Origin of the sequence: Peribacillus alkalitolerans, from assembly GCF_010882125.1 — a bacterium.
Taxonomy (GTDB): domain Bacteria; phylum Bacillota; class Bacilli; order Bacillales; family DSM-1321; genus Bacillus_BN; species Bacillus_BN alkalitolerans.
Map to the genome: position 1 here is coordinate 58,595 of NZ_JAAGVZ010000001.1, position 25,851 is coordinate 84,445.

At 38.4% G+C, this 25,851-nt stretch carries 24 protein-coding genes, 1 pseudogene and 2 riboswitches; of the genes and pseudogenes, 4 read left to right on the forward strand and 21 right to left on the reverse strand.

Annotated features, from left to right (window positions below; all coding sequences use genetic code 11):
• Positions 1–138: 138 nt before the first annotated feature.
• Positions 139–2,001: a beta/alpha barrel domain-containing protein gene (locus G3O09_RS00320; RefSeq protein ID WP_163098920.1), complete on the forward strand. Its 1,863-nt coding sequence runs from the start codon at positions 139–141 to the stop codon at positions 1,999–2,001.
• Between the two features lie 37 nt (positions 2,002–2,038).
• Here the strand turns inward: G3O09_RS00320 and G3O09_RS22255 are convergent.
• From G3O09_RS22255 to G3O09_RS00385, 14 genes and pseudogenes are all read right to left on the reverse strand, one after another.
• Positions 2,039–2,205: pseudogene (locus G3O09_RS22255) on the reverse strand (carboxymuconolactone decarboxylase family protein); the annotation flags it as partial.
• An 89-nt stretch (positions 2,206–2,294) separates the two neighbouring features.
• Entirely contained in the window at positions 2,295–3,134 is an 840-nt protein-coding gene (locus G3O09_RS00325) for a MetQ/NlpA family ABC transporter substrate-binding protein (protein ID WP_163098921.1), read from the reverse strand.
• Positions 3,135–3,170: 36 nt separating this feature from the next.
• Complete coding sequence (locus G3O09_RS00330; RefSeq protein ID WP_163098923.1) at positions 3,171–3,839, reverse strand: methionine ABC transporter permease; 669 nt, start codon at positions 3,837–3,839, stop codon at positions 3,171–3,173.
• On the reverse strand, positions 3,832–4,866 hold the full coding sequence (locus G3O09_RS00335) for a methionine ABC transporter ATP-binding protein (RefSeq protein WP_163098925.1): 1,035 nt from the start codon (positions 4,864–4,866) through the stop codon (positions 3,832–3,834). Before G3O09_RS00335 ends, G3O09_RS00330 begins: the two co-directional genes overlap by 8 nt.
• A 144-nt stretch (positions 4,867–5,010) precedes the next feature.
• Positions 5,011–5,128: riboswitch (SAM riboswitch) on the reverse strand.
• A gap of 114 nt (positions 5,129–5,242) precedes the next feature.
• Positions 5,243–6,553 (reverse strand): O-acetylhomoserine aminocarboxypropyltransferase/cysteine synthase family protein, encoded by a 1,311-nt coding sequence (locus G3O09_RS00340; protein ID WP_163098927.1) that lies wholly within the window; start codon positions 6,551–6,553, stop codon positions 5,243–5,245.
• Between the two features lie 131 nt (positions 6,554–6,684).
• Positions 6,685–6,788, reverse strand: a riboswitch (SAM riboswitch).
• 107 nt (positions 6,789–6,895) lie between these two features.
• Entirely contained in the window at positions 6,896–7,231 is a 336-nt protein-coding gene (locus tag G3O09_RS00345) for a hypothetical protein (RefSeq protein WP_163098933.1), read from the reverse strand.
• Positions 7,232–7,420: 189 nt separating this feature from the next.
• Entirely contained in the window at positions 7,421–8,674 is a 1,254-nt protein-coding gene (locus G3O09_RS00350; RefSeq protein ID WP_163098935.1) for an MFS transporter, read from the reverse strand.
• A 435-nt stretch (positions 8,675–9,109) separates the two neighbouring features.
• Complete coding sequence (locus G3O09_RS00355) at positions 9,110–9,418, reverse strand: thioredoxin family protein (RefSeq protein ID WP_163098937.1); 309 nt, start codon at positions 9,416–9,418, stop codon at positions 9,110–9,112.
• A 12-nt stretch (positions 9,419–9,430) separates the two neighbouring features.
• On the reverse strand, positions 9,431–9,787 hold the full coding sequence (locus tag G3O09_RS00360; RefSeq protein WP_163098939.1) for a toprim domain-containing protein: 357 nt from the start codon (positions 9,785–9,787) through the stop codon (positions 9,431–9,433).
• A gap of 498 nt (positions 9,788–10,285) precedes the next feature.
• Complete coding sequence (gene gcvH / locus G3O09_RS00365) at positions 10,286–10,669, reverse strand: glycine cleavage system protein GcvH (protein ID WP_163098941.1); 384 nt, start codon at positions 10,667–10,669, stop codon at positions 10,286–10,288.
• Positions 10,670–10,896: 227 nt separating this feature from the next.
• The gene (locus G3O09_RS00370; RefSeq protein ID WP_163098943.1) at positions 10,897–11,256 is read right to left on the reverse strand and encodes an arsenate reductase family protein; all 360 of its coding nucleotides are present in this window, start codon (positions 11,254–11,256) and stop codon (positions 10,897–10,899) included.
• Positions 11,257–11,448: 192 nt separating this feature from the next.
• Positions 11,449–13,233, reverse strand: a complete 1,785-nt coding sequence (locus G3O09_RS00375) for an acyl-CoA dehydrogenase family protein (protein ID WP_163098945.1) — start codon at positions 13,231–13,233, stop codon at positions 11,449–11,451.
• A 61-nt stretch (positions 13,234–13,294) separates the two neighbouring features.
• Positions 13,295–14,473, reverse strand: a complete 1,179-nt coding sequence (locus G3O09_RS00380) for an acetyl-CoA C-acetyltransferase (protein WP_163098946.1) — start codon at positions 14,471–14,473, stop codon at positions 13,295–13,297.
• A 106-nt stretch (positions 14,474–14,579) separates the two neighbouring features.
• A complete protein-coding gene (locus G3O09_RS00385) occupies positions 14,580–16,964 on the reverse strand; it encodes a 3-hydroxyacyl-CoA dehydrogenase/enoyl-CoA hydratase family protein (RefSeq protein ID WP_163098949.1) in 2,385 nt (794 codons plus the stop codon).
• A 200-nt stretch (positions 16,965–17,164) separates the two neighbouring features.
• On the opposite strand from G3O09_RS00385, the gene G3O09_RS00390 reads away from it, so the two are divergent.
• The gene (locus tag G3O09_RS00390) at positions 17,165–17,296 is read left to right on the forward strand and encodes a YuzL family protein (RefSeq protein ID WP_163098951.1); all 132 of its coding nucleotides are present in this window, start codon (positions 17,165–17,167) and stop codon (positions 17,294–17,296) included.
• A gap of 355 nt (positions 17,297–17,651) precedes the next feature.
• Here G3O09_RS00390 and G3O09_RS00395 read toward each other — a convergent pair whose 3' ends face one another.
• A complete protein-coding gene (locus G3O09_RS00395; protein WP_163098953.1) occupies positions 17,652–18,569 on the reverse strand; it encodes a proline dehydrogenase family protein in 918 nt (305 codons plus the stop codon).
• A 561-nt stretch (positions 18,570–19,130) separates the two neighbouring features.
• Here G3O09_RS00395 and G3O09_RS22670 point away from each other — a divergent pair.
• Positions 19,131–19,253 carry a hypothetical protein gene (locus G3O09_RS22670; protein ID WP_275898292.1) on the forward strand — a complete coding sequence of 41 codons (123 nt, stop codon included), beginning with the start codon at positions 19,131–19,133 and terminating at the stop codon, positions 19,251–19,253.
• A 320-nt stretch (positions 19,254–19,573) separates the two neighbouring features.
• On the opposite strand, the gene G3O09_RS00400 is transcribed toward G3O09_RS22670, so the two are convergent.
• The 5 genes from G3O09_RS00400 to G3O09_RS00420 are packed head-to-tail and all read right to left on the reverse strand — an operon-like array spanning position 19,574 to position 23,499.
• Positions 19,574–19,822, reverse strand: coding sequence for a DUF2573 family protein (locus G3O09_RS00400; protein WP_163098955.1), 249 nt, complete (start codon positions 19,820–19,822; stop codon positions 19,574–19,576).
• Positions 19,823–19,833: 11 nt separating this feature from the next.
• The gene (locus G3O09_RS00405) at positions 19,834–20,604 is read right to left on the reverse strand and encodes an IucA/IucC family C-terminal-domain containing protein (protein WP_163098957.1); all 771 of its coding nucleotides are present in this window, start codon (positions 20,602–20,604) and stop codon (positions 19,834–19,836) included.
• A complete protein-coding gene (locus tag G3O09_RS00410; RefSeq protein WP_163098958.1) occupies positions 20,601–21,419 on the reverse strand; it encodes an ABC transporter ATP-binding protein in 819 nt (272 codons plus the stop codon). Before G3O09_RS00410 ends, G3O09_RS00405 begins: the two co-directional genes overlap by 4 nt.
• 20 nt (positions 21,420–21,439) lie before the next feature.
• A complete protein-coding gene (locus G3O09_RS00415; RefSeq protein WP_163098960.1) occupies positions 21,440–22,498 on the reverse strand; it encodes a FecCD family ABC transporter permease in 1,059 nt (352 codons plus the stop codon).
• Entirely contained in the window at positions 22,495–23,499 is a 1,005-nt protein-coding gene (locus G3O09_RS00420) for a FecCD family ABC transporter permease (protein WP_163098962.1), read from the reverse strand. The genes G3O09_RS00415 and G3O09_RS00420 overlap by 4 nt, the downstream gene beginning before the upstream one ends.
• 199 nt (positions 23,500–23,698) lie before the next feature.
• Between G3O09_RS00420 and G3O09_RS00425 the strand changes: the two genes are divergently transcribed.
• Complete coding sequence (locus tag G3O09_RS00425) at positions 23,699–24,697, forward strand: ABC transporter substrate-binding protein (protein WP_163098964.1); 999 nt, start codon at positions 23,699–23,701, stop codon at positions 24,695–24,697.
• A gap of 71 nt (positions 24,698–24,768) precedes the next feature.
• Here the strand turns inward: G3O09_RS00425 and G3O09_RS00430 are convergent, their stop codons facing one another.
• Complete coding sequence (locus tag G3O09_RS00430; protein ID WP_163098966.1) at positions 24,769–25,755, reverse strand: Gfo/Idh/MocA family protein; 987 nt, start codon at positions 25,753–25,755, stop codon at positions 24,769–24,771.
• Positions 25,756–25,851: the final 96 nt, after the last annotated feature.

Genomic DNA, 25,851 nt, shown 5'->3' on the forward strand with positions numbered 1-25,851 from the left:
TTCATTTTTTTGATTTACATACTGTTTACTCACTTGTTTACCCGTCAACCAATACAATAATCATTATTCCATCAATTACCAAAGTGCCTTCAAAGATTAGTTCATGATACGATAAAGATTAGTAAGGAGGGGAATGCTGTGCCCGACTGGAGTTATCATCCGCTTTTTCTTCCATTCTTAAAAAAGTTGGATGCGGAAAGATCTCGTTCTTTTATTCATAAAAGTATGAATTCACTTGCAGGCTTTTCTATAGGAAGAAAGTGGATTGAATTTCTTGGACATATGAAACCGGATAAGAAAGATACGTTTGATTTGCATAATTGGAAAATTCATTCGAAGGTTGGGCTTAGTGGTAAGCTTGATAGTCGACTCGAAGGTATCCAAGCGTTTTGTAACTTAGGTTTTGGGGCAATAGAGATTGGGCCCATATCATTAAATGGAAACAAAATAGATAAGCACGTAAAGTGGTCTCCAGATAAAAGAGACATTTTTTATTTCAATCAACGAGAAAATGTGTCTGTTGAATACGCTCTCGATAAAATGAACGCAGTTTATCATAAACCCGTTCCTTTTTTTGCTCGGATTGTAGGAAACGAAACTGAAATTGTGGATATTGCAAAAAAAGTTAGCCATTCTAGTGACTTTATTGTTATTGAGGAATTGTTTGATAGTGTAGTTCTTGATTCCATTAAGATAGCAAGCAATGGAAAACCATTATTTCTATGCCTACCCTATATAGAAGCTGATGCTTTCATAGAAAGCATTGTCGAACTTTATCATGAACAAATATTAGATGGAGTAATTATTGAAGAGGCACGACTATTTCAAGAAAAGGATTATTTCTCCTATCAATCGAATCTTGAACAATATAGTCGAATCTCTAAAAATATTAAAAAGCTTACGGAATATAAAATGACTGTCATTACGGTAGGGGGAGTTACAGAACCTAAAGACGCTCTTATGTTACTACAACAAGACGTTGATTTAGTGTTTTTAAGTTCCCAGTATGTTCAAGCAGGTCCTGGACTTCCAAAACGAATTAATGAAGCAGTTAAATACAGTATTCATAAAGAAGATAATAATTTTGGAACAGGATGGAAGTATTATTTGTTTTTCGGGCTTTTAATATTATTTGGAGGCATACTGGCTTTACTGTTTGGAAGTACTTCCGTTATTTTGCCTTATGATGAGCTTTTTTTACAAATGAAAAAAGAAGAATTATATTTACTCAATGAGAGGATACTGTTTTTCATGGCTCATGACAGGATAACGCTGGCTGGAACCATGATTTCAGGAGGAATATTGTACGTATTTCTTTCTAAATATGGAGTTAAGAAAGGCAGACATTGGGCAAAAAAAGCAATTAATATTGGGGCAATCACTGGTTTTCTCGGCATCCTTGCATTCATTGGCTTTGGATATTTTGATTGGCTTCACGGTTTGTTTTGGCTTATTTTGTTTCCTTTCTATTGGATAGGAAGAAAAAAAACTACTTCTACTTTATTTTCTCCTTCCTCAACCAATAAAAAGAATACTCGTTCTTGGAAAGCAAGCTTATATGGGCAGCTATGTTTTGTCATTTTAGGATTTGCGCTTACCATTGGTGGGATTATGATTACAATCATAGGAATGACTTATGTTTTTATTCCGACAGATATTTCCTATCTATGTATGCCGGCCGATCAAATTGCCCTACTCAATGAACGCTTAATACCAGTTATCGCACATGACCGGGCTGGCTTCGGAAGTGCATTGATCAGTGTGGGTTTGCTCGTATTAATGATATCTTTGTGGGGTTTCAGGGAGGGAGAAAAATGGGTGTGGAATGCATTATTATTAGGAGGGATTCCAGCATTTTTAAGCGGGATTTCCATTCATTTCACCATAGGATATACGTCTTTCATTCATTTATTGCCTGCCTATTTTGCATGTTTACTTTATGTTCTTGGCCTGACCCTTTCATTTCCCTACTTAAAGAACTCGTCCAATACTAAAAAATGAGCTGACTATGCCTAGTGCATATCGGCTCATTCATTTTCTATTTTTGTATTGCTAAATCTTCAATCGTTTGCATGACTAGTGTGACCGCTTGGCTAATAGAAGCCCCTCCTCCAATCGCCTCTAACATTTCTTTTTCTGATGCTCCATTTTTTAGGCAGCCTTAACATGATAAATAATGCAATATTCATATTGAGCAAATATGTTCCTCTTATTTCCCCAACAGCAACTTTTTCTGTTTCTACCCATCTTACAAGTAATAAAAAACCCAGGCATTTGGCCTGGGCTTTATAACCTTATTCAGTTACAGGTACTACTGAACCTTTATATTGATCTAGAATGAAGTTTTGGATCTTTTCAGAGCGTAAAACTTCAACAAGTGCTTTAATCGCATCTTTGTTTTCGTCACCTTTATTTACAGCAATGACGTTTACATATGGAGAATTAGAATCTTCAATTGAAATAGAATCTTCTACTGGGTTCAATCCAGCATCGATTGCATAGTTAGAGTTGATTAATACTGCATCGCCTTCGTTATTTTCATACACTTGAGTTAAAAGAGACGCTTCAATATCAGTTTTGAATTTCAAGTTCTTCTTGTTATCTACAATATCATCCACAGTTGCTGCTGTTTTATCGATACCTTCTTTAAGTGTTAGTAATCCTTTTTCTTCTAACATGGAAAGAATGCGGCCATGGTCAGCAACTGAGCTGCTCATGATAACTTCTGCGCCTTCTGGAAGATCTTCTAAGCTCTTGTACTTTTTAGAATAAACTCCGATTGGTTCGATATGGATGCCGCCAGCGTTTACAAAGTCATAACCATTTTCTTTAATTTGAGACTCTAAATACGGAATGTGTTGGAAGTAGTTCGCATCTAGCTCGCCTTCATCTAAAGCTTTGTTTGGCATAATGTAATCTTGGTAAGGTACGATTTCAAGTTCAATGCCTTTTTCTTCAAGCAGTGGAGCCGCTTCTTCAAGAATCTCTGCATGGGGAACATTGGATGCCCCAACAACTAGTTTAGTATCTTCTTTACCTTCGCCAGCATTTTTGCCCTCTTCATTTTTTGTTCCGCATGCCGCTAGTAAAAGAGAAAGCGTCAAAATTAATAGGAATGATGTGTATTTTTTCATTGTTAACTCCCCTTATATTTATAAATTTATATAAAATTACCTTTTATCTAATTTTGTTGTAAATGCATCCCCAATGAATTGTAGGATGAATACGATTAATAAAATTACGATCGTAGCCACTAAGGTAACATCATCACGACTGCGTTGGAAGCCTTCTAAATATGCTAGGTTTCCTAATCCTCCAGCCCCAATGACTCCAGCCATCGCTGTATATCCTACCAAAGCAATCGCAGTTACGGTGATACCCGAAATTAACGCTGGCATAGCCTCAGGAAGTAGCACTTTCCATATGATGGTGCTAGTTTTTGCACCCATAGCCTTAGCTGCTTCAATGACTCCTTTGTCAATTTCACGAAGTGCGATTTCCACCATTCTCGCGTAAAAGGGAGCCGCACCAATGATAAGTGCTGGCAAAGCAGCGTCCTCACCAATGATTGTACCGACCAGTACCTTTGTAAAAGGAATAAGTAAAACGATAAGGATAATGAATGGAATAGACCGGAAAATATTTACAAAAGCACTGATAACACCATTAATCAACTTATTTTCCCATATGTTCCCTTTTGATGTTAGGAACAGTAGCAGACCAAGTGCAATTCCTAATACGAAGGTTGCCAATACTGACAATCCAGTCATGTAGAGGGTCTCAATAGTAGCCTCATAAATTCTTTCCCATTTAACATTTGGAAAGTATGTCTCAAGCACGGTCAATCACCTCCACACTTACCTTTTGATCTCTAATAAAATCTAAAGCTTTTTCGACTTCTTGCTTCGGACCATCAACATGGATGAACAACGTTCCATAAGATCCTTTTTGAGTTTGCGATATTTTCCCTTGAACGATATTGACATCTAATTCGAAATTTCGGATTAGTTTACTAATTAAAGGTTCTTCAGCCTCATCTCCAACAAACGTCAATTGCAAGAGCTTTCCTTCTGGATAACGTTCTAGTAGATGGTCTACAGTATTCTTCGTTTCTTCTGGCTCAGTCACTTGTTGGACAAAGCGTTTTGTTATCGGTTGTCCCGGATTCTGAAACACATCTAGTACTTCTCCCAATTCAACGATTTTCCCAGTTTCCATTACAGCCACTCGATGGCAAATTTTACGGATAACATGCATTTCATGTGTAATGAGGACAATTGTAAGACCAAGTGTTTTATTGATATCTACTAACAAATCCAGGATTGAGTCCGTTGTTTGCGGGTCCAATGCTGAAGTGGCTTCGTCACAAAGAAGAACTTTTGGATCATTTGCCAGTGCTCTAGCGATCCCCACACGTTGTTTTTGCCCCCCGCTCAATTGAGATGGGTAAGCATTTTCTCTACCTTCTAAACCAACCAATTTGATTAGCTCATCTACTCTTTTTAAACGCTTCGCTTTCGGTACTCCTGCAATTTCTAAAGGAAAAGCAATGTTTTCACGAACTGTTCTCGACCAGAGAAGATTAAAATGCTGAAAAATCATCCCTATTTCTTGTCGAGCTTTTCTAAGTTGTGAACCTCTTATTTTTGAAACCTCTTTCTCTGCCACGATAACAGAACCTTCTGAAGGGATTTCCAAACCATTTAGCATTCTGATCAGCGTACTTTTACCTGCGCCACTATATCCAATGATTCCAAATATTTCACCATTTTGAATGTTTAAATTTATATTATCAACTGCTTTGATTGTGTCTTGCGAAGCAAAACCTGACTTAAAAATCTTTGTTACATTTGACAAAGTTATCATTACAACTCACCTCGATCATTCATTTGCACCTGTCATAGTATTCGTAGAGAGGTTTATCTTCATCCTCTTTAGATATCAACGTTAGGAATAAAAAAAGCCTTTCTGCACAAATGAGCAGAAAGGCATAATAATTCATATTCCTTTCTCTCATCTCCCAAAGTCTATGACTTTGTGTGAATTGGCACCTTTTCTAAGAACCGTTAAGTTCTTTGAAGGTTGCCGGGTTTCATCGGGCACATCCCTCCACCTCTCTTGATAAGAGTTGACATATATTCAATTAACGTATTAAATGACAAAAGCGAAAATAGATTACGAGAGTGATAATATCATGTCAAATTTGGTGTGTCAATAACAATCGTTTAAATATTTTTTACCCTTAAGCTTTAACTGTCTGTGAAGACACGCCAGTGGCCTTCTCAATCGCTTGCTCAAGATCTTCTATCAAATCCTCTACGTTCTCTATTCCAACAGATAAACGCACAAGGTCTTCCGTCACTCCTGCAGCCTTTAATTCATCAGCACTTAATTGTTGATGGGTAGTAGATGCAGGGTGGATAATTAAGCTTTTTGCATCACCCACATTGGCAACATGAGACCAAAGTTTTGCTGAGTTAATTAATGTAGCCCCTGCTTCACGACCACCCTCAATTCCAAACACTAAAACTGCACCCGCCCCTTTAGGCAAATATTTGTCCGCTAAAACTTTACCAGGATGGCTATTATCACCAGGATACAGTACCCATTTCACGGCAGGATGGGCTTTTAAGTACTCTACAACTTTTTTTGTATTTACGATATGCTCTTTTATCCGTACGTGTAATGTTTCCAACCCTAAATTAAATTGGAAGGCATTAAACGGACTAATTGCTGGCCCAAGGTCTCTCAACAATTGTACTCTAGCCTTAATGATATAGGCAGCTGCCCCAATCGCTTGAGAATACACAAGGTTATTATAGCTAGGATCTGGTTCAGTGAACCCAGGGAATTTTGGAGAATTCCAATCGAATTTCCCACCATCGACAATGATTCCCCCTAAAGTGGTTCCATTTCCTAATAACCACTTTGTAGCAGAGTGAATGACAATGTCCGCACCATGTTCAATCGGTCGGCAAAGATAAGGCGTAGCAAAGGTATTATCAATGATGAGTGGAATCCCAGATTCATGCGCGATTTCAGCCACTTTCTCAATATCAAGGACATGAAGGCTAGGATTGCCAATGGTTTCAGCAAAAATGGCTTTCGTCTTTGGAGTGATGGCCTGTCGGAAGTTTTCAGGTTGCTCAGGATCAACAAATTTCACACTGATTCCATACTTCGGTAATGTAGTTGCAAACAGATTATAGGTACCGCCATACAGGGCAGAAGCAGCTACGACTTCATCCCCTGCATTAGCGATATTTAAAATGGCCAAAGTGATTGCGGCCATCCCACTAGCTACTGCTAAAGCACCAATTCCACCTTCAAGCAAGGCGACTCTTTCTTCAAACACAGTTGTGGTAGGATTATGAATTCGGGTATAAATATAACCCGGTTCTTTTAAGCCAAACAGATTGGCTGCGTGGTCTGTGTCTTTAAACAGGTAAGCATTGCTTTGATAAATGGGTACTGACCGAGCACCTGTCACAGGATCTTCCTGAAGTCCTCCATGAATGCTTAAAGTCTCAAATCGATAATTTTTTCCCACCATTTTGCCTCTCTCCTTATCAAATCAAAATTTATTTCCACCAACTCAGCATGAAGCGAGGGAAGATTAAAGGACGCTTTCGAAGAGGCATGAAAAAAGCCTCTTCCACATAGAAGAGACTGTTAAAAACGCTCTTCTCATCTTTCAGGATTAATACATCCTGCTGAAATTAGCACCGTGTATACATACCGGTTGCCGGGCTTCATCGGGTCAGTCCCTCCGCCACTCTGGATAAGATTTAACTATTTAAATTAATTTACTTGAATTTTATTTCCATTACTTCGTTAAAACGAAATATAACACACTGAATTTTGCTAGTCAATTAATTTTTAGAAAATTATAAAATTAACATTTGTAGGGTTTTGCAAGTAGGACAATGCTTTCTAAACGGAGAATGTCCCTAAAGTTACCTCGTACCTTCATCGCCCTTGTATTAATAAAATCTTGGAATCTCTTTTTACCTAACAACCAATCCTCGAGTATATCAGGTTCGCATTCAATTTTAATGGTGGTAAAGTTCTCTTGATTTGGTTTAAAGGATATATTGTCTTTTGATAAGAAGAACTGAATAGAAGAATGGTTTGACTGAATTTCCACTTGAAGTCCTTTTTCTGGCAACATAACTGAAATATGTTTTCTTTCAGAACACTCTTGTAAGAATTGTTGAATCATTGAAACCATCCTATCCCTCTCCTTCTAAAGCTCATGAATAAGATGTTCTCTTAAAATGTTCAAAATCCCTTCATTTTCCATCATAAAAATTCTATTTTTTCCCATCAATTAATGACAATTCTTCATATCTCTGAAGCTATACCGACAAAAAAAGACACATCATTTCCCGAGAAATAGCAAGTGGTGTCGAGGAAAACGTTAAACTTGGGAAATTGCCACTTTTTCTTTTTTATTCGGAAGCATGGATTTGCAGATAAAGAAAAAATAACAAGTTCCCATAAGATAAATCATGGATGTGATGGTAAATACAGTAGCATAACCCCAATAGACTCCATAGCTCATGACGATGGAAGTTGAGACAGGTCCCATGAACGCCCATCCTAAATTGAATGCCATTTGATTGGCTGAGCTGGCAAGACCTTTAGAGTTTGCAGGAACAAGTGACATCATGAGTGACATTTGAATAGGATTTCCCGCATTCATAAGGGCTTGCCGGAACAGAAATGCTATTGCAGCCACTACTAGATGCTCTGTATAAGCAGTTAGCAGTAAAAATGGTAGGGATAGTAATTGTAATAGAACGACAGCTTTTACCTCGCCAACCCTCTTGACCACTGCAGGTCCAATAAACATCGCGATAGCTGTTGCTGCTTGGCCCAGGGAAATAATAATCCCAATAATTGAATTAGGTGCGTGGAAGCGGTCAGCGAAATAGAGGTTTAAGTATGGAATTACTAACCCCGCTCCAATTCCAATAATCAATTGTGATCCTGCAAAAAGCAAAATGAAATACAAGGGAGCCTTTTTTTCCTTTTTACCAATTACCTCAATACCATTTCCTACTTCCTTTTCCTTCGCTTCTTTAATTTTCATTAATGGCCATATCGCTAGTAAATATATAGCACTCCCTATTAACAATGTAGTCCTAATTGAGTGCAGGTTTGAGGTGAATTGTAAAAACAGGTCAGTTAATAACCCTCCAGAAACATTACCAATCACATTTGCTAGTGTCATTAATGAAAAATGAATGCTGAATAAATGAATTCGCTGAGAAGGATTCGAGTTATCCGAAAGGATTGGGATCATAGAAACTTGTAGGAATGCTGAAGTTCCTCCAGCCAAAAAAGCAAATAACAGTAAGGATGACTCCGTTTCGACAATTGAACGGCCTATAGTAAAGATTCCGGTTAAAATAAGCCCGATGATCAGTATATTCTTTCGACCTTTTTTATCTGCAAGAAGTCCAGCTGGTACAAGTAATAATGCGGTTGCCAATGAGGCCATGGAAACGACCTTACCATTAACCACATCCTCAAAACCCAACGTCCTTATATAGAAATTATAAATGACCATAAATATTCCAAAACCTATTTGGATAAAAAAATTGCCAAGTAAAATCCACTTAATATTTTGATTGTATGATTGAATTTGGTGTCTCCACTCCATCAGCATGATGTTGCGCCCCTTTGATTATTTCGTCTCCCTAAATATATACGTATACAAGTTAGAAAGTAAATATATTTTCAGAAATTAACAACAATATAATTTTGTAAGAGTACATTAGAATCCTTGGAGTAGAGCAAAGCATTAGCGGAGGAGATTGCCTAATTACACTTAACATCAACTTTTTTGTGCACCAATTTAGACTTTCTAAAAGAATAGACTGTGTTAAAGTACATTGTTGATTTTAAGTAGTTTATTGATTGGAGTGGAAGACGCTTGACTCCTGGGGGATTAGCGTTACAGGCGAGACCCCGCAGGAGCGCTAGCGACGAGGAGGCTCGGCGAACGCCCCCCGGAAAGCAAGCGTCTGGAACGGAAATCAACAGGCAAGTTTAACAGAGCCAAAGAATAAAAAACATCGCCATATTTTGACGATGTTTCGTTCTATCTTTTTAATTTTGCAAGCAAGTCTGGTACCGACTGAAAGGCATATATACGTTCCACAAGCGTTCCATTTTCAAAAAGTAGAAAACATGGGACACTTTCAATTTTATAATGATTCGCTATATCAGGGAGAAAGTTTAAATCGATTCGTTCTATTTTCAATTCAGGCAGCATTGACTCAACCACTGTTAGCATTTTTGAAGCTACTTGGCATGTTCCGCAAATGGGCGTGTAAATATATAAACCAAATAGTTTCTGACTTTTTACATTATGTTGTAATTGTTCCAAGGAGTATGAATGAATCGACATGTTTTTACTAGGTCATCCTTTACTTAAAAATTCAGTATTAACATCTATATTGGCACTTAATAGGACGGTGGCAAGATGGTGTTTAGGTGCCGTGGCTACTTCACGATATGCTCGATCTATATAAATATGTGATGCCTCTGGAAACTCCCTTTTGAACTGTTTTCTCAGTTTTTCTCCAGCTTCATCAGCATCAACTAGAATATACACTTCTTTATTAAAAAGCTCATCAATTAACTCATCCAGCTTACTCAATGAGATTGTTCCATTTGTGCAAATGATTTCCACAGGTTCGTTTACGACACTTTTAACTTTCCTTTTGTCAGACGTCCCTTCCACGATAATCACTTTTTCCAACTGCAGATTTTCCATAGCCATCACCCATTTCGAGCAAATAAGAAGCATGTAAAAAAGGTATTATTATGTTTATTATTCAGTAAAAGGACAAGATATGTGCAAAAATTAGTATTTGATTAGAAAACTCGTCGATTGGCGAGCCCTAAGGCGAAGACAGAGGCGTAGTTGCACCCATACTTAATTCCTAAAATTGGCCACTACGTCGACATTCTTCTATGCTGCCAAATTATACTTACATAAAGTAAAATAAATTTAGATCTTCTTTTATCTTATTCATTATTCTAGAAAAAAGTGTATTCTTCCTTTATTTTTCTACAGTTAATCATACTTTCCCCACAAACACTAAACGTAAATCAAATAATCCTAATATTATACAATTCTCAGGATGGCGAGTATTCGGAAGTTAGGCAAAGCCCTAATTATTCTTATTTTCCTAATAGTCACTAGGTTAATTTCCTTCTCTAATGCCCATTAAAAAAAACAAAAAGGAGAGCATCGGCCCTCCTTCAAACATTAAGCTTCTTTAATCATTTCTTCATATTGCTCAGCAGTCATAAGATTTTCGTATTCGCTGGAATTAGATGGTTCAATTACGACCATCCAAGCTTTTTCGTAAGGAGATTCGTTTACAAATTCAGGATTGTCACTTAGCTCCTCATTTACTGCCACTACTTTACCACTAACTGGTGCATAAAGCTCAGAAACAGTCTTAACTGACTCAACACTACCGAACGGCTCGTCCGCTGTTACTTCATCGCCTACTTCTGGAAGCTCAACGAAAACGATATCACCAAGCTCTGATTGAGCGAAAAATGTAATACCGACACGCATGTTTCCGTCTTCTACTTTTACCCATTCATGTTCTTCAGAATAACGAAGCTCTTTTGGTGTTGTCATCCCAATCTCCTCCAAGTTATGTAATTAGAAAACTTAGACAACGCCTAGTCATAATGCCGGCGATTGCCTAGTTGCGCTTATACTATCTCCGTCCTTATATCACTAACACAGAATTTCTTCTAAGCAGTCATAAGATGATTGGGATAGTATAAAACAATCTATTGATACTAATTGTTTTCATAATATCGATGATATCGTAACAATCAGGTATCTACAAACTATAATACTTACTTTTTGGACCAGATCTCATTAAATTCTTCTTCCTTGAAACCGACCGTCACTTTAGTTCCGTCAGTAGCAATAGGACGTTTAATCAACATGCCATCAGATGCCAGTAAATCAAGTAACTCGGATTCACTAGCCGTTTTCATTTTATCTTTAATGCCTAGCTCACGATATTTTTGGCCACTCGTGTTGAAGAATTTTTTCAGCTCGAGGCCACTAGTTCGATAGAATTCTTCTATTTCGTCTTTTGACGGTGGATTTTCAACAATATGTATTTCATTATAGGCGATTCCTTGTTGGTCTAACCACTTTTTTGCATTACGGCAAGTACCGCACTTTGGATACCAATAAAACTTCAACATATTTTATCACCCCGTCTTTTAGAATAACCTCTTTTCGACAAAAAAACAAAGTAAAATTATTCGAATATTATCTGAAAAACGAATCCTGCTAGTCACTGTTCAACTCTCATTATCAAATAAATATTTGTGGATCGTATTGGCGTTTTAAAAAAATCTAAGAAACCGCCTAAAGGCGGTTTCTTAGTTAAAGTATTAAACTACGAATTTTTCAGCTTCAACTAGCTTTTCAGCCGCTTCACGTTTCTTACCTACCACGTTAATTGGTGTGTGTCTAGTGAACTTGCGCAATGCAGAGATCAACATTCTTAATGTATCCCCTTGCTCCGTTGCAAGTAGAGTTTCTTTTGCATGCTGTTCAATTTGGTTGAATGCTTCTTGACAGAAGATTTGAGTGTAGAGAAGTTTTTGTTGGTTCTTTTCAACACCAGTGTTTTTGATAGCTTTTTCAGTACGAAGGACAGCTGATTCCATAGCATAAGCGTTAGAAATGATATCCGCGATATTCACTAGGATTTCTTGTTCCTTCTCAAGCGCCTTGCCGAATTTTTGTGCTGCAAGACCCGCTGCCAACAATCCGATTTTCTTTGCGTTTTTCACAAGGTATTTTTCTTGTGCTAATGGCTCGTCACCTGGCTCTTCAGGCATTAGCATCATAAGCTCCTCTTGAAGGGCTTGAGCTTTTTGAAGAAGAGGCAGCTCACCTTTCATTGCTTTACGTAAGAAAGTTCCAGGCACTAAAAGACGGTTGATTTCGTTTGTTCCTTCGAAAATACGGTTAATACGTGAATCACGGTAAATTCTTTCGATTTCGTATTCAGCCATGAAGCCGTAACCGCCATGGATTTGAACACCTTCGTCAGCAACATAATCAAGAACTTCAGTAGCAAATACTTTGTTCAATGAACACTCAATCGCGTATTCTGCAATCGACTTCGCAACCTCTAAGCCATCTTTAACTTCTTCATCAGATAGCTTGCTCATGCGGTCTTCGAAAAGACCAACTGTTCTGTATACAGAGCTTTCTGCTGCATAAATTTTAGATGCCATAGTCGCTAGCTTCTCACGAGTTAAGTTAAAAGTAGAAATAGGTGTATTGAATTGTTTGCGTTGGTTAGCGTATTGAGCTGTTACTTCAAAGGCACGTTTAGAAGCACCTACAGCACCTACACCTAATTTGTAACGTCCGATATTTAAGATATTGAATGCAATGACATGACCTTTTCCTGCTTCACCTAGAAGATTTTTAACTGGCACTTGTGCATCTTCCAAAATCAAAGTACGAGTGGAAGAGCTCTTGATACCCATTTTCTTTTCTTCTGCCCCAGTCGATACACCCGCGTATTCACGTTCTACGATGAAGGCTGAGAAATGTTCTCCATCAATTTTTGCGTAAACTACGAATACATCAGCAAAGCCAGCGTTAGTGATCCATTGTTTTTCGCCATTTAATACGTAGTGAGTGCCAGCCGCATTTAATTTTGCAGTTGTTCTCGCTCCAAGTGCATCAGACCCAGAACCTGGCTCAGTCAAAGCATATGCTGCGATTTTTTCTCCTGTAGCAAGTTCAGGTAAATATTTTTGCTTTTGCTCTTCATTACCAAATAACACGATTGGAAGGGAACCAATCCCAACATGTGCACCATGAGTGATGGAGAATCCACCTGCACGTGACATCTTTTCTGCAATTAAGGCAGAGCTGATCTTATCTAAACCTATCCCACCGTACTCTTCAGGAACGTCAGCACCTAAAAGACCAAGCTCACCAGCTTCTTTCAATAGCTTTACTGAGCGATCAAATTCGTGATGCTCTAAATATTCCACTTGCGGAACTACTTCGTTAATCACATAGTCCTCAGTCGTTTTAGCAATCATTTTTTGCTCATCTGTGTATTCCTCAGGTGTGAAAACCTGCTCAATCGTAACATCATCAATTAAAAAGCTTCCGCCCTTGATTAACTTTTCAGTTTGGTTTGTCATCTTTTTTGCCTCCTTAATGTAGGTTCAATGTATTTATTTTCATTTCAAGAAATTTATAATATTAAGCTAGTAATTCAAACACACCAGCAGCTCCCATACCGCCACCGATACACATTGTAACGATCCCAAATTGTTGGTTGCGTCGCTTCATTTCATGCAACAAAGTTAAAGTCAACTTTGCTCCTGTACAACCTAGGGGGTGTCCAAGGGCGATCGCACCACCGTTCACATTGACTTTCTCTTCATCAATGCCCAACTCACGAATAACTTGTATAGATTGAGATGCGAATGCCTCGTTAAGCTCGAATAGACCGATATCGGAAAGCTCTAAACCAGCAAGCTTCAATGCCTTTGGTATTGCTGCTACTGGTCCAATCCCCATAATTTCAGGAGGAACCCCAGCCACTGCAAATGAACGGAATCTACCCAATGGCGCCAAGCCCAAAGAATCTGCTTTTTCACGGTCCATAACCATAACCGCTGCAGCTCCATCACTTGTTTGAGAAGAGTTTCCAGCAGTAACTGATCCCATAACGTTAAATGCAGGTCTCAACTTTGCTAAACCCTCCATACTAGTTTCAGCACGTACCCCTTCGTCTGTAGTAAATAGAATGGATTTTTCATTTAACTTGTTGTCGCTCCCAATTGAGCGGAAAGTTACGTCCACAGGAACAATCTCGTCAACGAACTTTCCTTCCTGGATTGCCTTTAAAGCCTTTTGGTGGCTTCGAACTGCGAATGCGTCTTGATCTTCTCGAGAAACACCAAATTTTTTCGCAACTTCTTCAGCAGTATGGCCCATACCCATATAATATTGGGGAGCAGTTTCGGCTAGCTTTAAGTTCGGTCTTACAACATGGCCCATCATCGGTACAAGACTCATGGACTCTGCTCCACCAGCAATGACAGTATCTGATTGACCAAGCATGATTCGTTCAGCCGCATAAGCGATGGTTTGAAGTCCGCTTGAGCAGTAGCGATTGACCGTAATGGCAGGAACAGTGTCTGGAAGTCCAGCTAATGCTCCGATATTTCTTGCCATATTTAAACCTTGCTCTGCTTCTGGCATTGCACAGCCAATAATTAAATCATCAATATTTCCTTCGTAGTTCCCTGCTCGTTTAAGAGTTTCCTTTACAACAAGTGCTCCTAAATCGTCCGGACGTACATTTGCAAGCGTACCTTTTTTTGCTCTTCCAACCGGAGTACGTGCTCCGGCAACGATTACCGCTTCTCTCATGGGGATCCCCCTTGCAAAATTTATTTACTGTTTCTAACAGCCCAACTTTGTATTAACAAAAGTGGCTTTTACCGGGTCACAAAATTCTATTAATCTATATTTATAATTAATTACGTAATGGTTTACCTTTTACGAGCATATGCTGCATTCTCGCTTGAGATTTCGGTTGAGCCAGCAGACTTAAAAATGCTTCTCTTTCAAGGTCTAGTAAGTATTGTTCATCCACTTCTGTTCCAAATGGTACTTTTCCACCTGCGATTACATATGCAAGCTTTTTAGCAATCGCTAAATCATGCTCAGAAATGTAACCTGATAACAACATATTTTGGGCACCTAGAAGCAAGGTAGCATATCCAGTTTCTCCAACAACCGGAACCTTTTTGCGAACAGGAGCCTTATAGCCTTTTTCATATAGAGAAAGAGCAGCTTGCTTAGCGTCATATAACAAATGGTCACCGTTCACACTTACTCCATCCACGAAGTTCAAGAAGTTAAGATCGCGTGCTTCTTCACCAGAAGTTGATACCTTCGCGGTAGCAATGGTTTCGAACACTTTATTTGCTACATTTTGAAGGTCAAAATCCACATCATTCGGCATACTTTCAAGATGTTTAATATAAAGCTCTTTATTTCCGCCTCCGCCTGGAATCAGACCAACCCCAACTTCCACTAATCCCATATATGTTTCTGCTGAAGCTTGGATGTGTGCGGTTGGTAAGCAAACCTCTGTACCTCCACCAAGTGTCATACTGAATGGAGCTGCGACAACAGGCTTTGAGCTATATTTAATCTTCATCATTGCTTGTTGGAAGTGACGTACAACCATATCGATTTCAAAGATATTGTCATCCTGAGCTTCCATTAGAATCATTGCCAAGTTGGCACCTACACAGAAGTTTTTCCCTTGGTTACCGATTACAAGTCCTTTAAAGTTTTTTTCCACTTCATTCACTGCAAAATTGATCATTTGGATAATATCCATGCCAATCGCATTATTTGGTGAATGGAACTCAAGCAATGCGATGCCATCCCCCAAATCGATTAAACTAGCTCCAGAATTTTTCTTAATCACGCCTTTTTGCTTTTTCAGACGCTTAATGTTGATAACTTTCGGATTTTCTTCAACTAACTGATACTCACCTTTATGATAGAAGTACAAACCGTCTTCTTTATCTTCATAGAAGCTTGTTTGACCATTAGCAATCATCTCGTCAATCCACTGTGGTACTTTTCTGCCTTCCTCTTTCATCTTTGCAACAGATTTTTCTAATCCAATCGCATCCCATGTTTCAAAAGGTCCAAGTTCCCATCCGAAGCCCCATTTCATCGCTTGATCGATTGCCACTATGTCATCAGCGATAGTTCCTAGCAGCTCCGCGGAGTATAGTAAAACCGGGCTAAGGATATTCCATAGTAGTTCTCCAGCGCGGTCTTTGCTATAAACAAGCGCTTTCATTTTGTTAGAAAGTCCTTTTTCTTGCTTGCTCATTTCTGTAGAAGTAGTTGTTAATTTCTTTCTTTCTACATATTCTAGAGTGTCGGGATCTAGTTCTAGAATGTCCTTGCCCTTTTTCAGGAAGAAGCCTTGACCTGACTTAGAACCTAACCACCCATTTTCAAGCATTTTTTTCATGAATGTTGGAACCTCGAAGACTGCCTTTTCTTCACCTTCGACTTGGTCGTATACGTTTTTCGCAACGTGAGCAAAAGTATCAAGGCCAACCACATCAAGAGTTCTGAATGTTGCACTTTTTGGACGTCCAATTAATGGGCCTGTAACCGAATCAACTTCACCAACACTGTAACCGCCTTTTGTCATTTCCTTAACAGTGACTAATAAGCCATATGTTCCAATACGGTTTGCAATAAAGTTCGGTGTATCCTTTGCTTCTACTACTCCCTTTCCAAGCACGTCTTCTCCAAATTGCTTCATGAAAGCAAGAACTTCTGAATCCGTGCTCTTGGTAGGAATTACTTCAAGTAGTTTTAAATAGCGTGGAGGATTAAAGAAATGCGTTCCCAGGAAATGAGTTCGGAAATCTTCAGAACGACCTTCCACCATTGCTTCTACAGATATACCAGATGTATTGGAACTTACGATACTTCCAGGCTTTCTATATTGATCCACTTGTGAAAACACTTGTTTTTTCACTACTAGATTTTCTACAACAACCTCTATAATCCAATCCACTTCGGAAAGGCGCTTCATATCATCTTCAAAATTTCCTGCTTCAATCAATGCAATATTTTTCTTCGTTGAAAGTGGAGCAGGTTTTTGTTTCAAAAGTTTTTGAAGGTTGCTTTGGCTAATACGATTTTTAACGACTTTATCTTCTAGGGTAAGTCCTTTACTTGCTTCCGCTTCTGTTAATTCCCGAGGTGCAATATCAAGAAGCAATGTAGGAATTCCAATGTTCGCAAGGTGCGCTGCAATACCTGAACCCATAACTCCAGATCCTAAGACTGCTGCTTTTTGTATTTGTCGAACCAATTTCATATCCCCCTTCAGTCTTTTGAATGAACACTCATTCATTTTTATGACAAAAAAATTTCAAATATTTTCTTATATCCTTACTATAAAAGATTTTTGAAAATTCCGCAATAAATAAAAATCTAAGATTTGAAAAAACTTCTTACCATTCATAATATGCATCTTTACAAGAAAGGATATAGGTAAAGGGGTGATAAAGCATGGCAAGAATGAAAAAAAATCCATCCAAAGCTGGAGTTAGTGCAGCAAGTGTAAAAGGAAATGCAGGTCCGAGAATGCAAGTTGGAGGAGAACGTAAAGTGAATAGCCAAAATAGCCAATATAAAAGTTAATCAAACGATTGATTAAGAAAAAAAAGCGCAAAAATCTTGCATTGGAAGCATAGAGAGTCTGCTAACAAACGCCATCCTATGGCCAACGCAGGTGTCACCACACCTGTGGAAATCAATGTTAAGTCAAGCTGGCTAGGAATTTGTTTTTCTGGTCAGTTTGACTTATTACTTTGAAAAAATTTGAGTTATTCCCTACTCCTATGTATATATTCCCTACTTCGCCCCAAATTTTCCCGACTTCAGTGATTTTATTCCCAACTTGTCCCTTCATATTCCCAACTTGTCGAATTGTCTTCAAATTTCAAATAAAAAAGCTCAAAAGGTCTATATGGGACCTTGTGAGCTTCCTCAAATCTTATTTCTTTAACATACCTTTTAATACAAACGCTACGTTTGCAGGACGTTCTGCAAGGCGGCGCATGAAGTATCCATACCAGTCAGTTCCGTACGGTACGTAAACACGCATTTTGTAGCCTTCTTTTACTAGCTCAAGTTGTCTTTCGGTACGGATTCCGTAAAGCATTTGGAATTCGAATTGATCATTAGGAATATTGTATTCCTTCACTAATTGTTTCGTGTATTCAATCATAGCATCGTCATGAGAGGCAATCGCAGTATAGTTTCCATTCAATAAATGCATTTTAATGATTTTTTTATAGTTATCATCAACATCTTTTTTGTCTGGGAAAGCCACTTCAGGTGATTCTTTGTATGCTCCCTTTACTAGACGAAGATTTGGATGGTACTGGTTAAGATCTTCCATATCTCCTACTGTACGATATAGGTAAGATTGGATAACTGTACCTAAATTATCATATTCTTTTCTCAGTTCTTTAAAGATATCCAAAGTTTTTTGGCATCTAGCATAGTCTTCCATGTCGATTGTTACGAAAACGTTATTTTCTTTCCCAGCATCTAAGATTCTTCTCATGTTTGACATGATTGTCTCATCAGAAATATCCATTCCCATAGAAGTCATCTTTAAAGAAAGTTGTGAATCTAACTTTTCTTTTCCGATAGCCTTAATTGCGATAATGGCATTGTCCGCCATTTCGTTAGCTTCAGCCACGTTGTCCACAAACTCGCCTAAGTAATCAATCGTTACACAAAGACCTTGTTTGTTTAGATTTTTAATAACAGCTGTTGCTAACTCAATTGTTTCACCAGCTACAAAACGACTTGCACCAAAGCGAAGACCATATTTCTTTGCCATCTTTGTTGCCGCTTTGTTCTTGGATAAGAAGAGGAAAAAATCTCTCATTGCTTGTTCCATATCATTAACCCCCTATAAAATGAAAACGTATACACGGTTTTCAATTGCATTTACTCATCTATGTTGTTTTTTGTATTACTAAAGATAATATTCAAAAATTCGACAAAATTATTCTATCATTTAATTTTCATTTTGGATATGCATATTACTGAATTCCAAGTGTTTTGTTTTATTAGAAAATTCTTTATTTATCAAGGGTTTATAAGGATAAATATGCATCAACAACTCAACTACTATCTTTATAGGAATGCAGACTATCCACCTTTAGAATTCTTGACAAACATCGATAAATTGTCAAGTGACACTTAAAATTTATACCAAAAATTGGCCATTTTGTCGAATTTCTTCACAGCGCCATTTTATACAATTTTAGAAAAAAGAAGTCAACTAAGAACTAGAGAAGTTGATTTCCACTCCGGGCGAACGCTTTCCGCGGGCGTGGCTTGAGCCTCCTCCTTCGCTACGCTCGTGCGGGGTCTCAAGTCTCACGCTTTTCCCGCAGGAGTCGTCGCTCTCCGCTCCAATCAACGGTGTTTGTACATAATTTTGAGGTAATAAGCGATGATGACGAAAAATCAAATCAATGAACGTGAACAATTAGAAATGCTGGCTATTGAACAACTTGTTCCTCAAGACCACTTAGTCCGAAAACTCGATGCAGCGATTGATTTTACCTTCATCTAACCGTTAGGCAACTTGGACATGGAAAGTTAATTGAGGATGATTTATATAGCTTAATGAACAGGTTTTTAAGTTGATTTTTCAAGGACACTGGTTGATTGGAGCGGAAGGCGCTTGACTCCTGGGGGATGAGCGTTACAGGCGAGACCCCGCAGGAGCGGTAGCGACGAGGAGGCTCGGCGAACGCCCCCCGGAAAGCAAGTGCCTGGAGCGGAAATCAACCTTTTCGCCTACTATACATATCAAAAATGACAAAAGGTATCGAGAGAGCGTACTCTCGATACCTTTTGTCGACAATCTGAAGCCGTTGTCGTTTCAACGGTTTATTTTGTAGATTGTCTTTTGGCTTCATTTAATTGTTTAATTTCTGCAATAATCTCCATCAGCTTCCCTTTCGCTTCTGGGCATGTCTCATTCCAATGCTTAGCCAGGGCAGGCATTTGTTTGGCTATATGGGAGTATAGTGCCCAATATACCACCTTTTGTTGTAGCTCTTTATTTTGATCTCCTAATAAAAGTTCACAATACTTCTCAATTAATCCATCAAACTGTTCCTTGAAAGAATCATTCATTTAGGTCACCTCTATATAGGAGTACTTTTAATTAGCTCTTTGCATGTTTGCGGACATGTTTTACATGAACCCTTATTTGAAAGTCTATTGGACAAACAGCAAGTCATCCTTACTCTAATTGGTTCTTCATCTAATTTCACATTAGTCTTTTTATAAAAATATCTATTAATCGGGTTGGAGTGGTATTTTCCGAATAAAACAGCCGCATCCTCCGACAAAATAAATAGGAAATCTTCAGACAGACGCTCTTTAATTGGTGATTCCTTGTACATATCTTGCAGCACTTCATAAATCCAAAAAAGGTAAACAGCAACGTTTTCCCAAAGGATTAATTTTGAAATTTTAGTGCTTTTTGAAAGAACATCAATCAGTTCGAAGATGTGTTCAGCAAATAATTCTTGTACAATAATCCTTCTCCACTCTTCTCGATGTTCGGAAATATCCTGCATTTTCATAGAGTGAAAAGCAAATTGTGGCAACCATAACCCTTTATCCACATGGTCCACTAAAGCAACATTGTCGGCTGAATAATCCAGTTTTTTATTAAACGCAGACATCATGACCAAACCGATGACCGATAGGAAAGCGTATCTTTTGATTAAAAGAGAGGCTGCTACCTTGTCATCGGCTGTCCCTATTTTTACTTTTATTTCATTTAAATTTGCCCCTAGTGATTCTATCAGGGACGTACTATTTAGATAGGATTCTGTATTTTTAAAATCTGAATTTGTAGATAATCGAAATTTAGTTAATAAAGACTTTTCCTGTTCAGAGAGCATCATACTTGACTGAGGCTCCCTCCTTTTAGTACACATCGACCTTTTCCATGTGGTATACATAAAGGTGTTCCAAAGAGGGGATCAACTGTAACCTCGCAATCCATTTGGAAAACATTCTTCACTAATGAGCAATTGACTACAAATTCTGGTTTTCCTTGAGCAAAAATTTTCTTATCTTTTATGGCTACAATATTATGTGCATAACGACAAGCCAAGTTTAAATCATGTAATACCATAACAATCGTACGTTTTTCTTTTTCATTCAATTCAAATAACAAGTCCAAAATTTCAATCTGGTGTGTCATATCGAGATATGTGGTCGGCTCATCAAGTAAAATTGTATCTGTATCTTGCGCAAGGATCATGGCAATCCAAGCACGCTGGCGTTGTCCACCTGACAGGGAATCCACTGGCCGTTCTTTTAAATGCTCCACTCCTGTTGCCTTTAAGGCATACATCACTTTTTCTTCGTCTTCCTCTGACCATTGTTTATACCATGATTGGTATGGATATCGGCCTTGCTTGACGAGCTGTAACACCGTTAACCCTTCTGGTGCGATTGGTGATTGAGGCAAGATTGCCATCTTTTTAGCAATCTCCTTTGTCGGCAACTTTGCAATCGCTTCTCCATCTAGAAGGATTGAACCGGATTTAGGCTTCATTAAACGTGCGATTGAACGAAGCAGTGTTGATTTTCCACAACCATTACTCCCAATAAAAACAGTGATTTCACCTTTTGGGATCTCCAAGTCCAATTCATCTATAATAGGATTCTCTCCATATGAAAGCGTAAGCGCTTTTGTAGATATAGCATCCATGTATATTCGTTCCTTTCACACTACGAATTACGGGTCTTGTACAATAAGTATATAAAATATGGTGCACCTATGCTCGCGGTAAATACTCCCGCAGGAATTTCTAATGGTGCAAACATCATTCTTCCTATCAAATCAGCTATGATGACTAGTAAACCGCCTATCAATGCTGACACTGGCAGTAAAGCACCAAATGCACTACCTACCAATCTTCTTGCAATATGTGGAGCCATTAATCCAACGAACCCAATGCCTCCAGCAAATGCGACAGCTCCACCTGTCAGTGCTGTGGCTGTGGCAATCAAGATCAATCTTTGAGTCTGGACCTTACTTCCTACACTAATGGCAATCTCTTCTCCCAGTTCTTGCACATTCAGATTCCTAGAAAAAATAAAGGCCAGTAAAAGAAGTAGAATGACTAGTGGCAACAATATTTGCACGTCTGCCCACTTTGATCCGTTTACAGTACCAGTAATCCAAATATTTGCCTGAGAAGCTTGATATATTGGCCCCATAATCATCATCATGGTTGTCCCAGCTTGCATTAATGCAGATATTCCAATACCTACAAGTACAAGTCTTATAGGAGAAACTCCATTTTTCCATGCCAACATGTATACAATAAAGGTAGTAACTGAAGCTCCAACAAAAGCAGCCAGTGGAAGCCAGCTAATACTTACAGTCAAAGAATGGTTTTTGTCGCTGAACATGGCCAAGAATGCTACCACCGCAACAGATGCTCCACCAGTCAGGCCTATAATATCTGGGGAAGCAAGCGGGTTTTTAATGATCCCTTGTAAAATGCCCCCAGCAACAGCCAATGAAATCCCTACTAGTAAAGCAATCAGTATTCGAGGCAATCGAAACGTATTAACAACCGTTTGATGCATTTCATTACCTGTACCAGCAATAGCTCTAACAACATCCATTGGCGCGATATATAATTGACCGACAGCAGCACTAATAATCATAAACCCTGCTGTAATAAGAAATAGAATACAAAAAACCAATAAAGCTTTTTTATCAATTAATAGAGATAAATTTTGTCCAACCCTAAGGCTTTTATACTTACGTCCACTCACTTTGCATTAAACCCCTTTCTTGCAATGTAAATAAAGAAAGGAGTACCGATTGTTGCTGTCATTACACCGACTGGCACTTCTTCAGGCATTAAAATATACCTCGCCGAGATATCGGCAATCAGTAGCAAGATGCCTCCCAGAACAGCACTATATGGGATTACCCATTTATGATCAATGCCGACAATTGCTCTTACGACGTGAGGAATTACAATCCCTACGAAACCAATAGGACCAGAAACGGCTACCGCACTACCGGCCAACAAAATGACACACATCGCTGATATTAACTTAATCCAACCTACCTTAAGACCCAATCCCCTTGAGACATCATCTCCCATGGATAGAAGATTTAATTTGTTGGATAGAAACATCGCAACAACTAGCCCTACCACTATATATGGTAAGACAAGGATTAGAGAATCTAGCTTTCTTCCTTCCACTGAGCCCGCAAGCCAGAAAAGCACCTGATCAAGTGCAGCCTCATTCATAACCAAGAATCCTTGTGTAAGGGAAGAAAACATAGCTGCCATCGCTGCACCGGCTAATGTTAGCTTCATGGGTGTGAGGCCATCTCTACCAAAAGAACCGATAGCGTAAACACCAAATGCTGCAACAGCCGCACCCAAGAAAGCAATCCACGCAAATGCCTGTAAATTTGTTACGTGAAAAATGGAAACAGCGATTACTACTGCGAAACCTGCACCTGCATTGATTCCAAAGACTCCTGGTGATGCCAATGGATTTTTCGTTAATGTTTGCATTAGCACTCCTGAAACAGCTAGACAAGCACCTACAGATGCAGCAATTAAGGCCCTTGGGAGCCTGACTGTTTGTAAAACTATATGTTCATTAGATCCGTTAAACTGAAAAAAAGAATCCCAGGCCATACGCCAAGGCGTATCTGTATATCCATATACTATGCTCGCTCCAAGCAAAAATAATAAAATAAGACAAAAGAGGATCAGACCCATCCACTTATGTACAATATTTTTCAGTAACATAAATGCCTACCCTACTTCCAAAAAAATATCAATTTTAAACCTATATATATGAGTCTAATTGATTAAAAGATTGCAGTCAATGACTATGAAAATCATTTTCAATTAGCTATTGACAACTTGAATATTGCATTATATTATCAATTAGTGGAACAACTGATAATGATTATCATTTCATTTATAATTAGGGGGTTAATACATAATGAACTTTTCAAAAAAGAAAGGCTTTTTAATGCTTATCCTTACATTTGCATTTGCTATGATTTTAGCAGCATGCGGAAAAGAAGAAGCAAAAGAAGAGCCTAAAAAAGCAGCAGAACCAAAAGAAGAAGAAGTAAGCTACACAGTGGAACACGCAATGGGATCAACTGAAATCCCAAAAACTCCAGAAAAAGTTGTAGTATTGACAAACGAAGGTACAGAAGCTGTATTGTCACTAGGAGTTAAACCAGTTGGTGCGGTTCAATCTTGGTTAGGAAATCCGTGGTATGACCACATTAAAGATGATATGGATGGCGCTGAGGTAGTTGGTGTTGAAGGTGAAATCAACTTAGAACAAATTGCTGCTTTAAAACCAGATTTGATTATCGGTAACAAGATGCGTCAAGAAGCGTTCTATGAGCAATTAAGCGGTATCGCACCTACAGTATTTTCCGAAACTCTTCGCGGTGATTGGAAAGAAAACTACAAATTATATGCAAAAGCATTAAATCAAGAAGAAAAAGGTAATGAAGTATTAAGCCAATTCGATGCAAAAGTTGCAGATGTAAAAGAAAAAATTGGCGATAAAGCTAACGAATCAGTATCAGTAGTTCGTTTCATGGCAGGAAAAACTCGTATTTATTACACTGATTCATTCTCAGGTGTAATATTTGATCAGTTAGGTCTTAAACGCGCAGAACAACAAGCAGAATTATTCACTCCAGATAACAAGCTTGGAAACCTTGCTGTTGAGGTAGGAAAAGAAGTAATTCCTAAAATGGATGCAGATAAAATCTTCACTTTCACTTATGCTCCTGAAGGAGATACAGCTGCAGTAGCAACTGAAAAAGAATGGACTAATGATCCACTTTGGAAGAACTTGACTGCAGTTAAGAACGGTAATGTACATCAAGTTAGTGACGCAATTTGGAATACTGCAGGTGGAGTAATCGCAGCAAACCTAATGCTTGATGAGCTTGAAGAAATTTACACTAAATAATTAATATTAAGCAGTAATCCAATAAAGTCCCTCGTTGAAGCCTATTGTTTTAGGTTCAACGAGGGACTTTTTCATTTCTTGTCACTCGGATAGATTAAGCCAATTTTCTTACGGGTTTTATCCATTACATTCATCGTTAAGTAAGAGTTTTCGTAGGAGTTAATTTTTGATTCAGATTTTCCTTGATGGATTAAATCAATAAACTCTTTCATCTCATAATACATGTGTGGATGGGGTTGATCCACTGTCAATTCCTCAACAGTACCATCATTGTACCGGATCTCCACTTTTTCCGCTCTATGGATTTTGTCTATCACCATAACCCCTTTTTCTCCTTGGATTTCACTAGGTAAATAAGAGTTAGTTATTTTCGAATACATGACAACGGCTTCTTTATCATCGTATTTTAACAATACGCTACCTTCCCCATCCACACCTGATTCAAGCATTACACTAGTTGCTTCTACATCCCTAGGTTCACCAAAAAGAGCAATCAGGGGATATAGGCAGTAAATTCCAAGGTCCATTAATGAACCATTTGCAAACTCAGGATTAAAAGCATTCAGGACAATCCCCTCTTTGTACTTATCATAACGAGAAGAATACTGACAGTAGCTTGCAAAATATTTACGAATGGGTCCTAGCTTATGTATATTGGCTTGAATGACTTTAAAGTTTGGAAGAAATGTTGATATCATCGCTTCCATTAATAATACGTCATTTTCTTTCGCTACCTGAATCATCCTGCTCACTTCATTCGCATTGGCTGCCAAAGGCTTTTCACAAAGAACATGTTTTCCGTTTTGTAAGAACAGGATAGCTTGTTCTGCATGGTACGAATTTGGAGTAGCTATATAGACAGCGTCAATTTCCTGACTAGTGGCCATGTCTAGTAGATTTGTATATATTTGCGATACACCATATTGATTTGCGAATACCTCTGCCTTTTCTCTAGTTCGAGAATAAACTGCTGCTAACTCAAAACCTTCTACCTCTATGGCTGCTTCAAGCAGCCTTTCAGTTATCCAATTAGTGCCTATTACTCCGAAACGTACCATTGTTATTCCTCCTATTATATAGAACTTACCTGTGTCAATTTTAAAATACTCTCCGATTGTGAACCCCAGGCATAGAAGGAACCAATTTGCCTGATA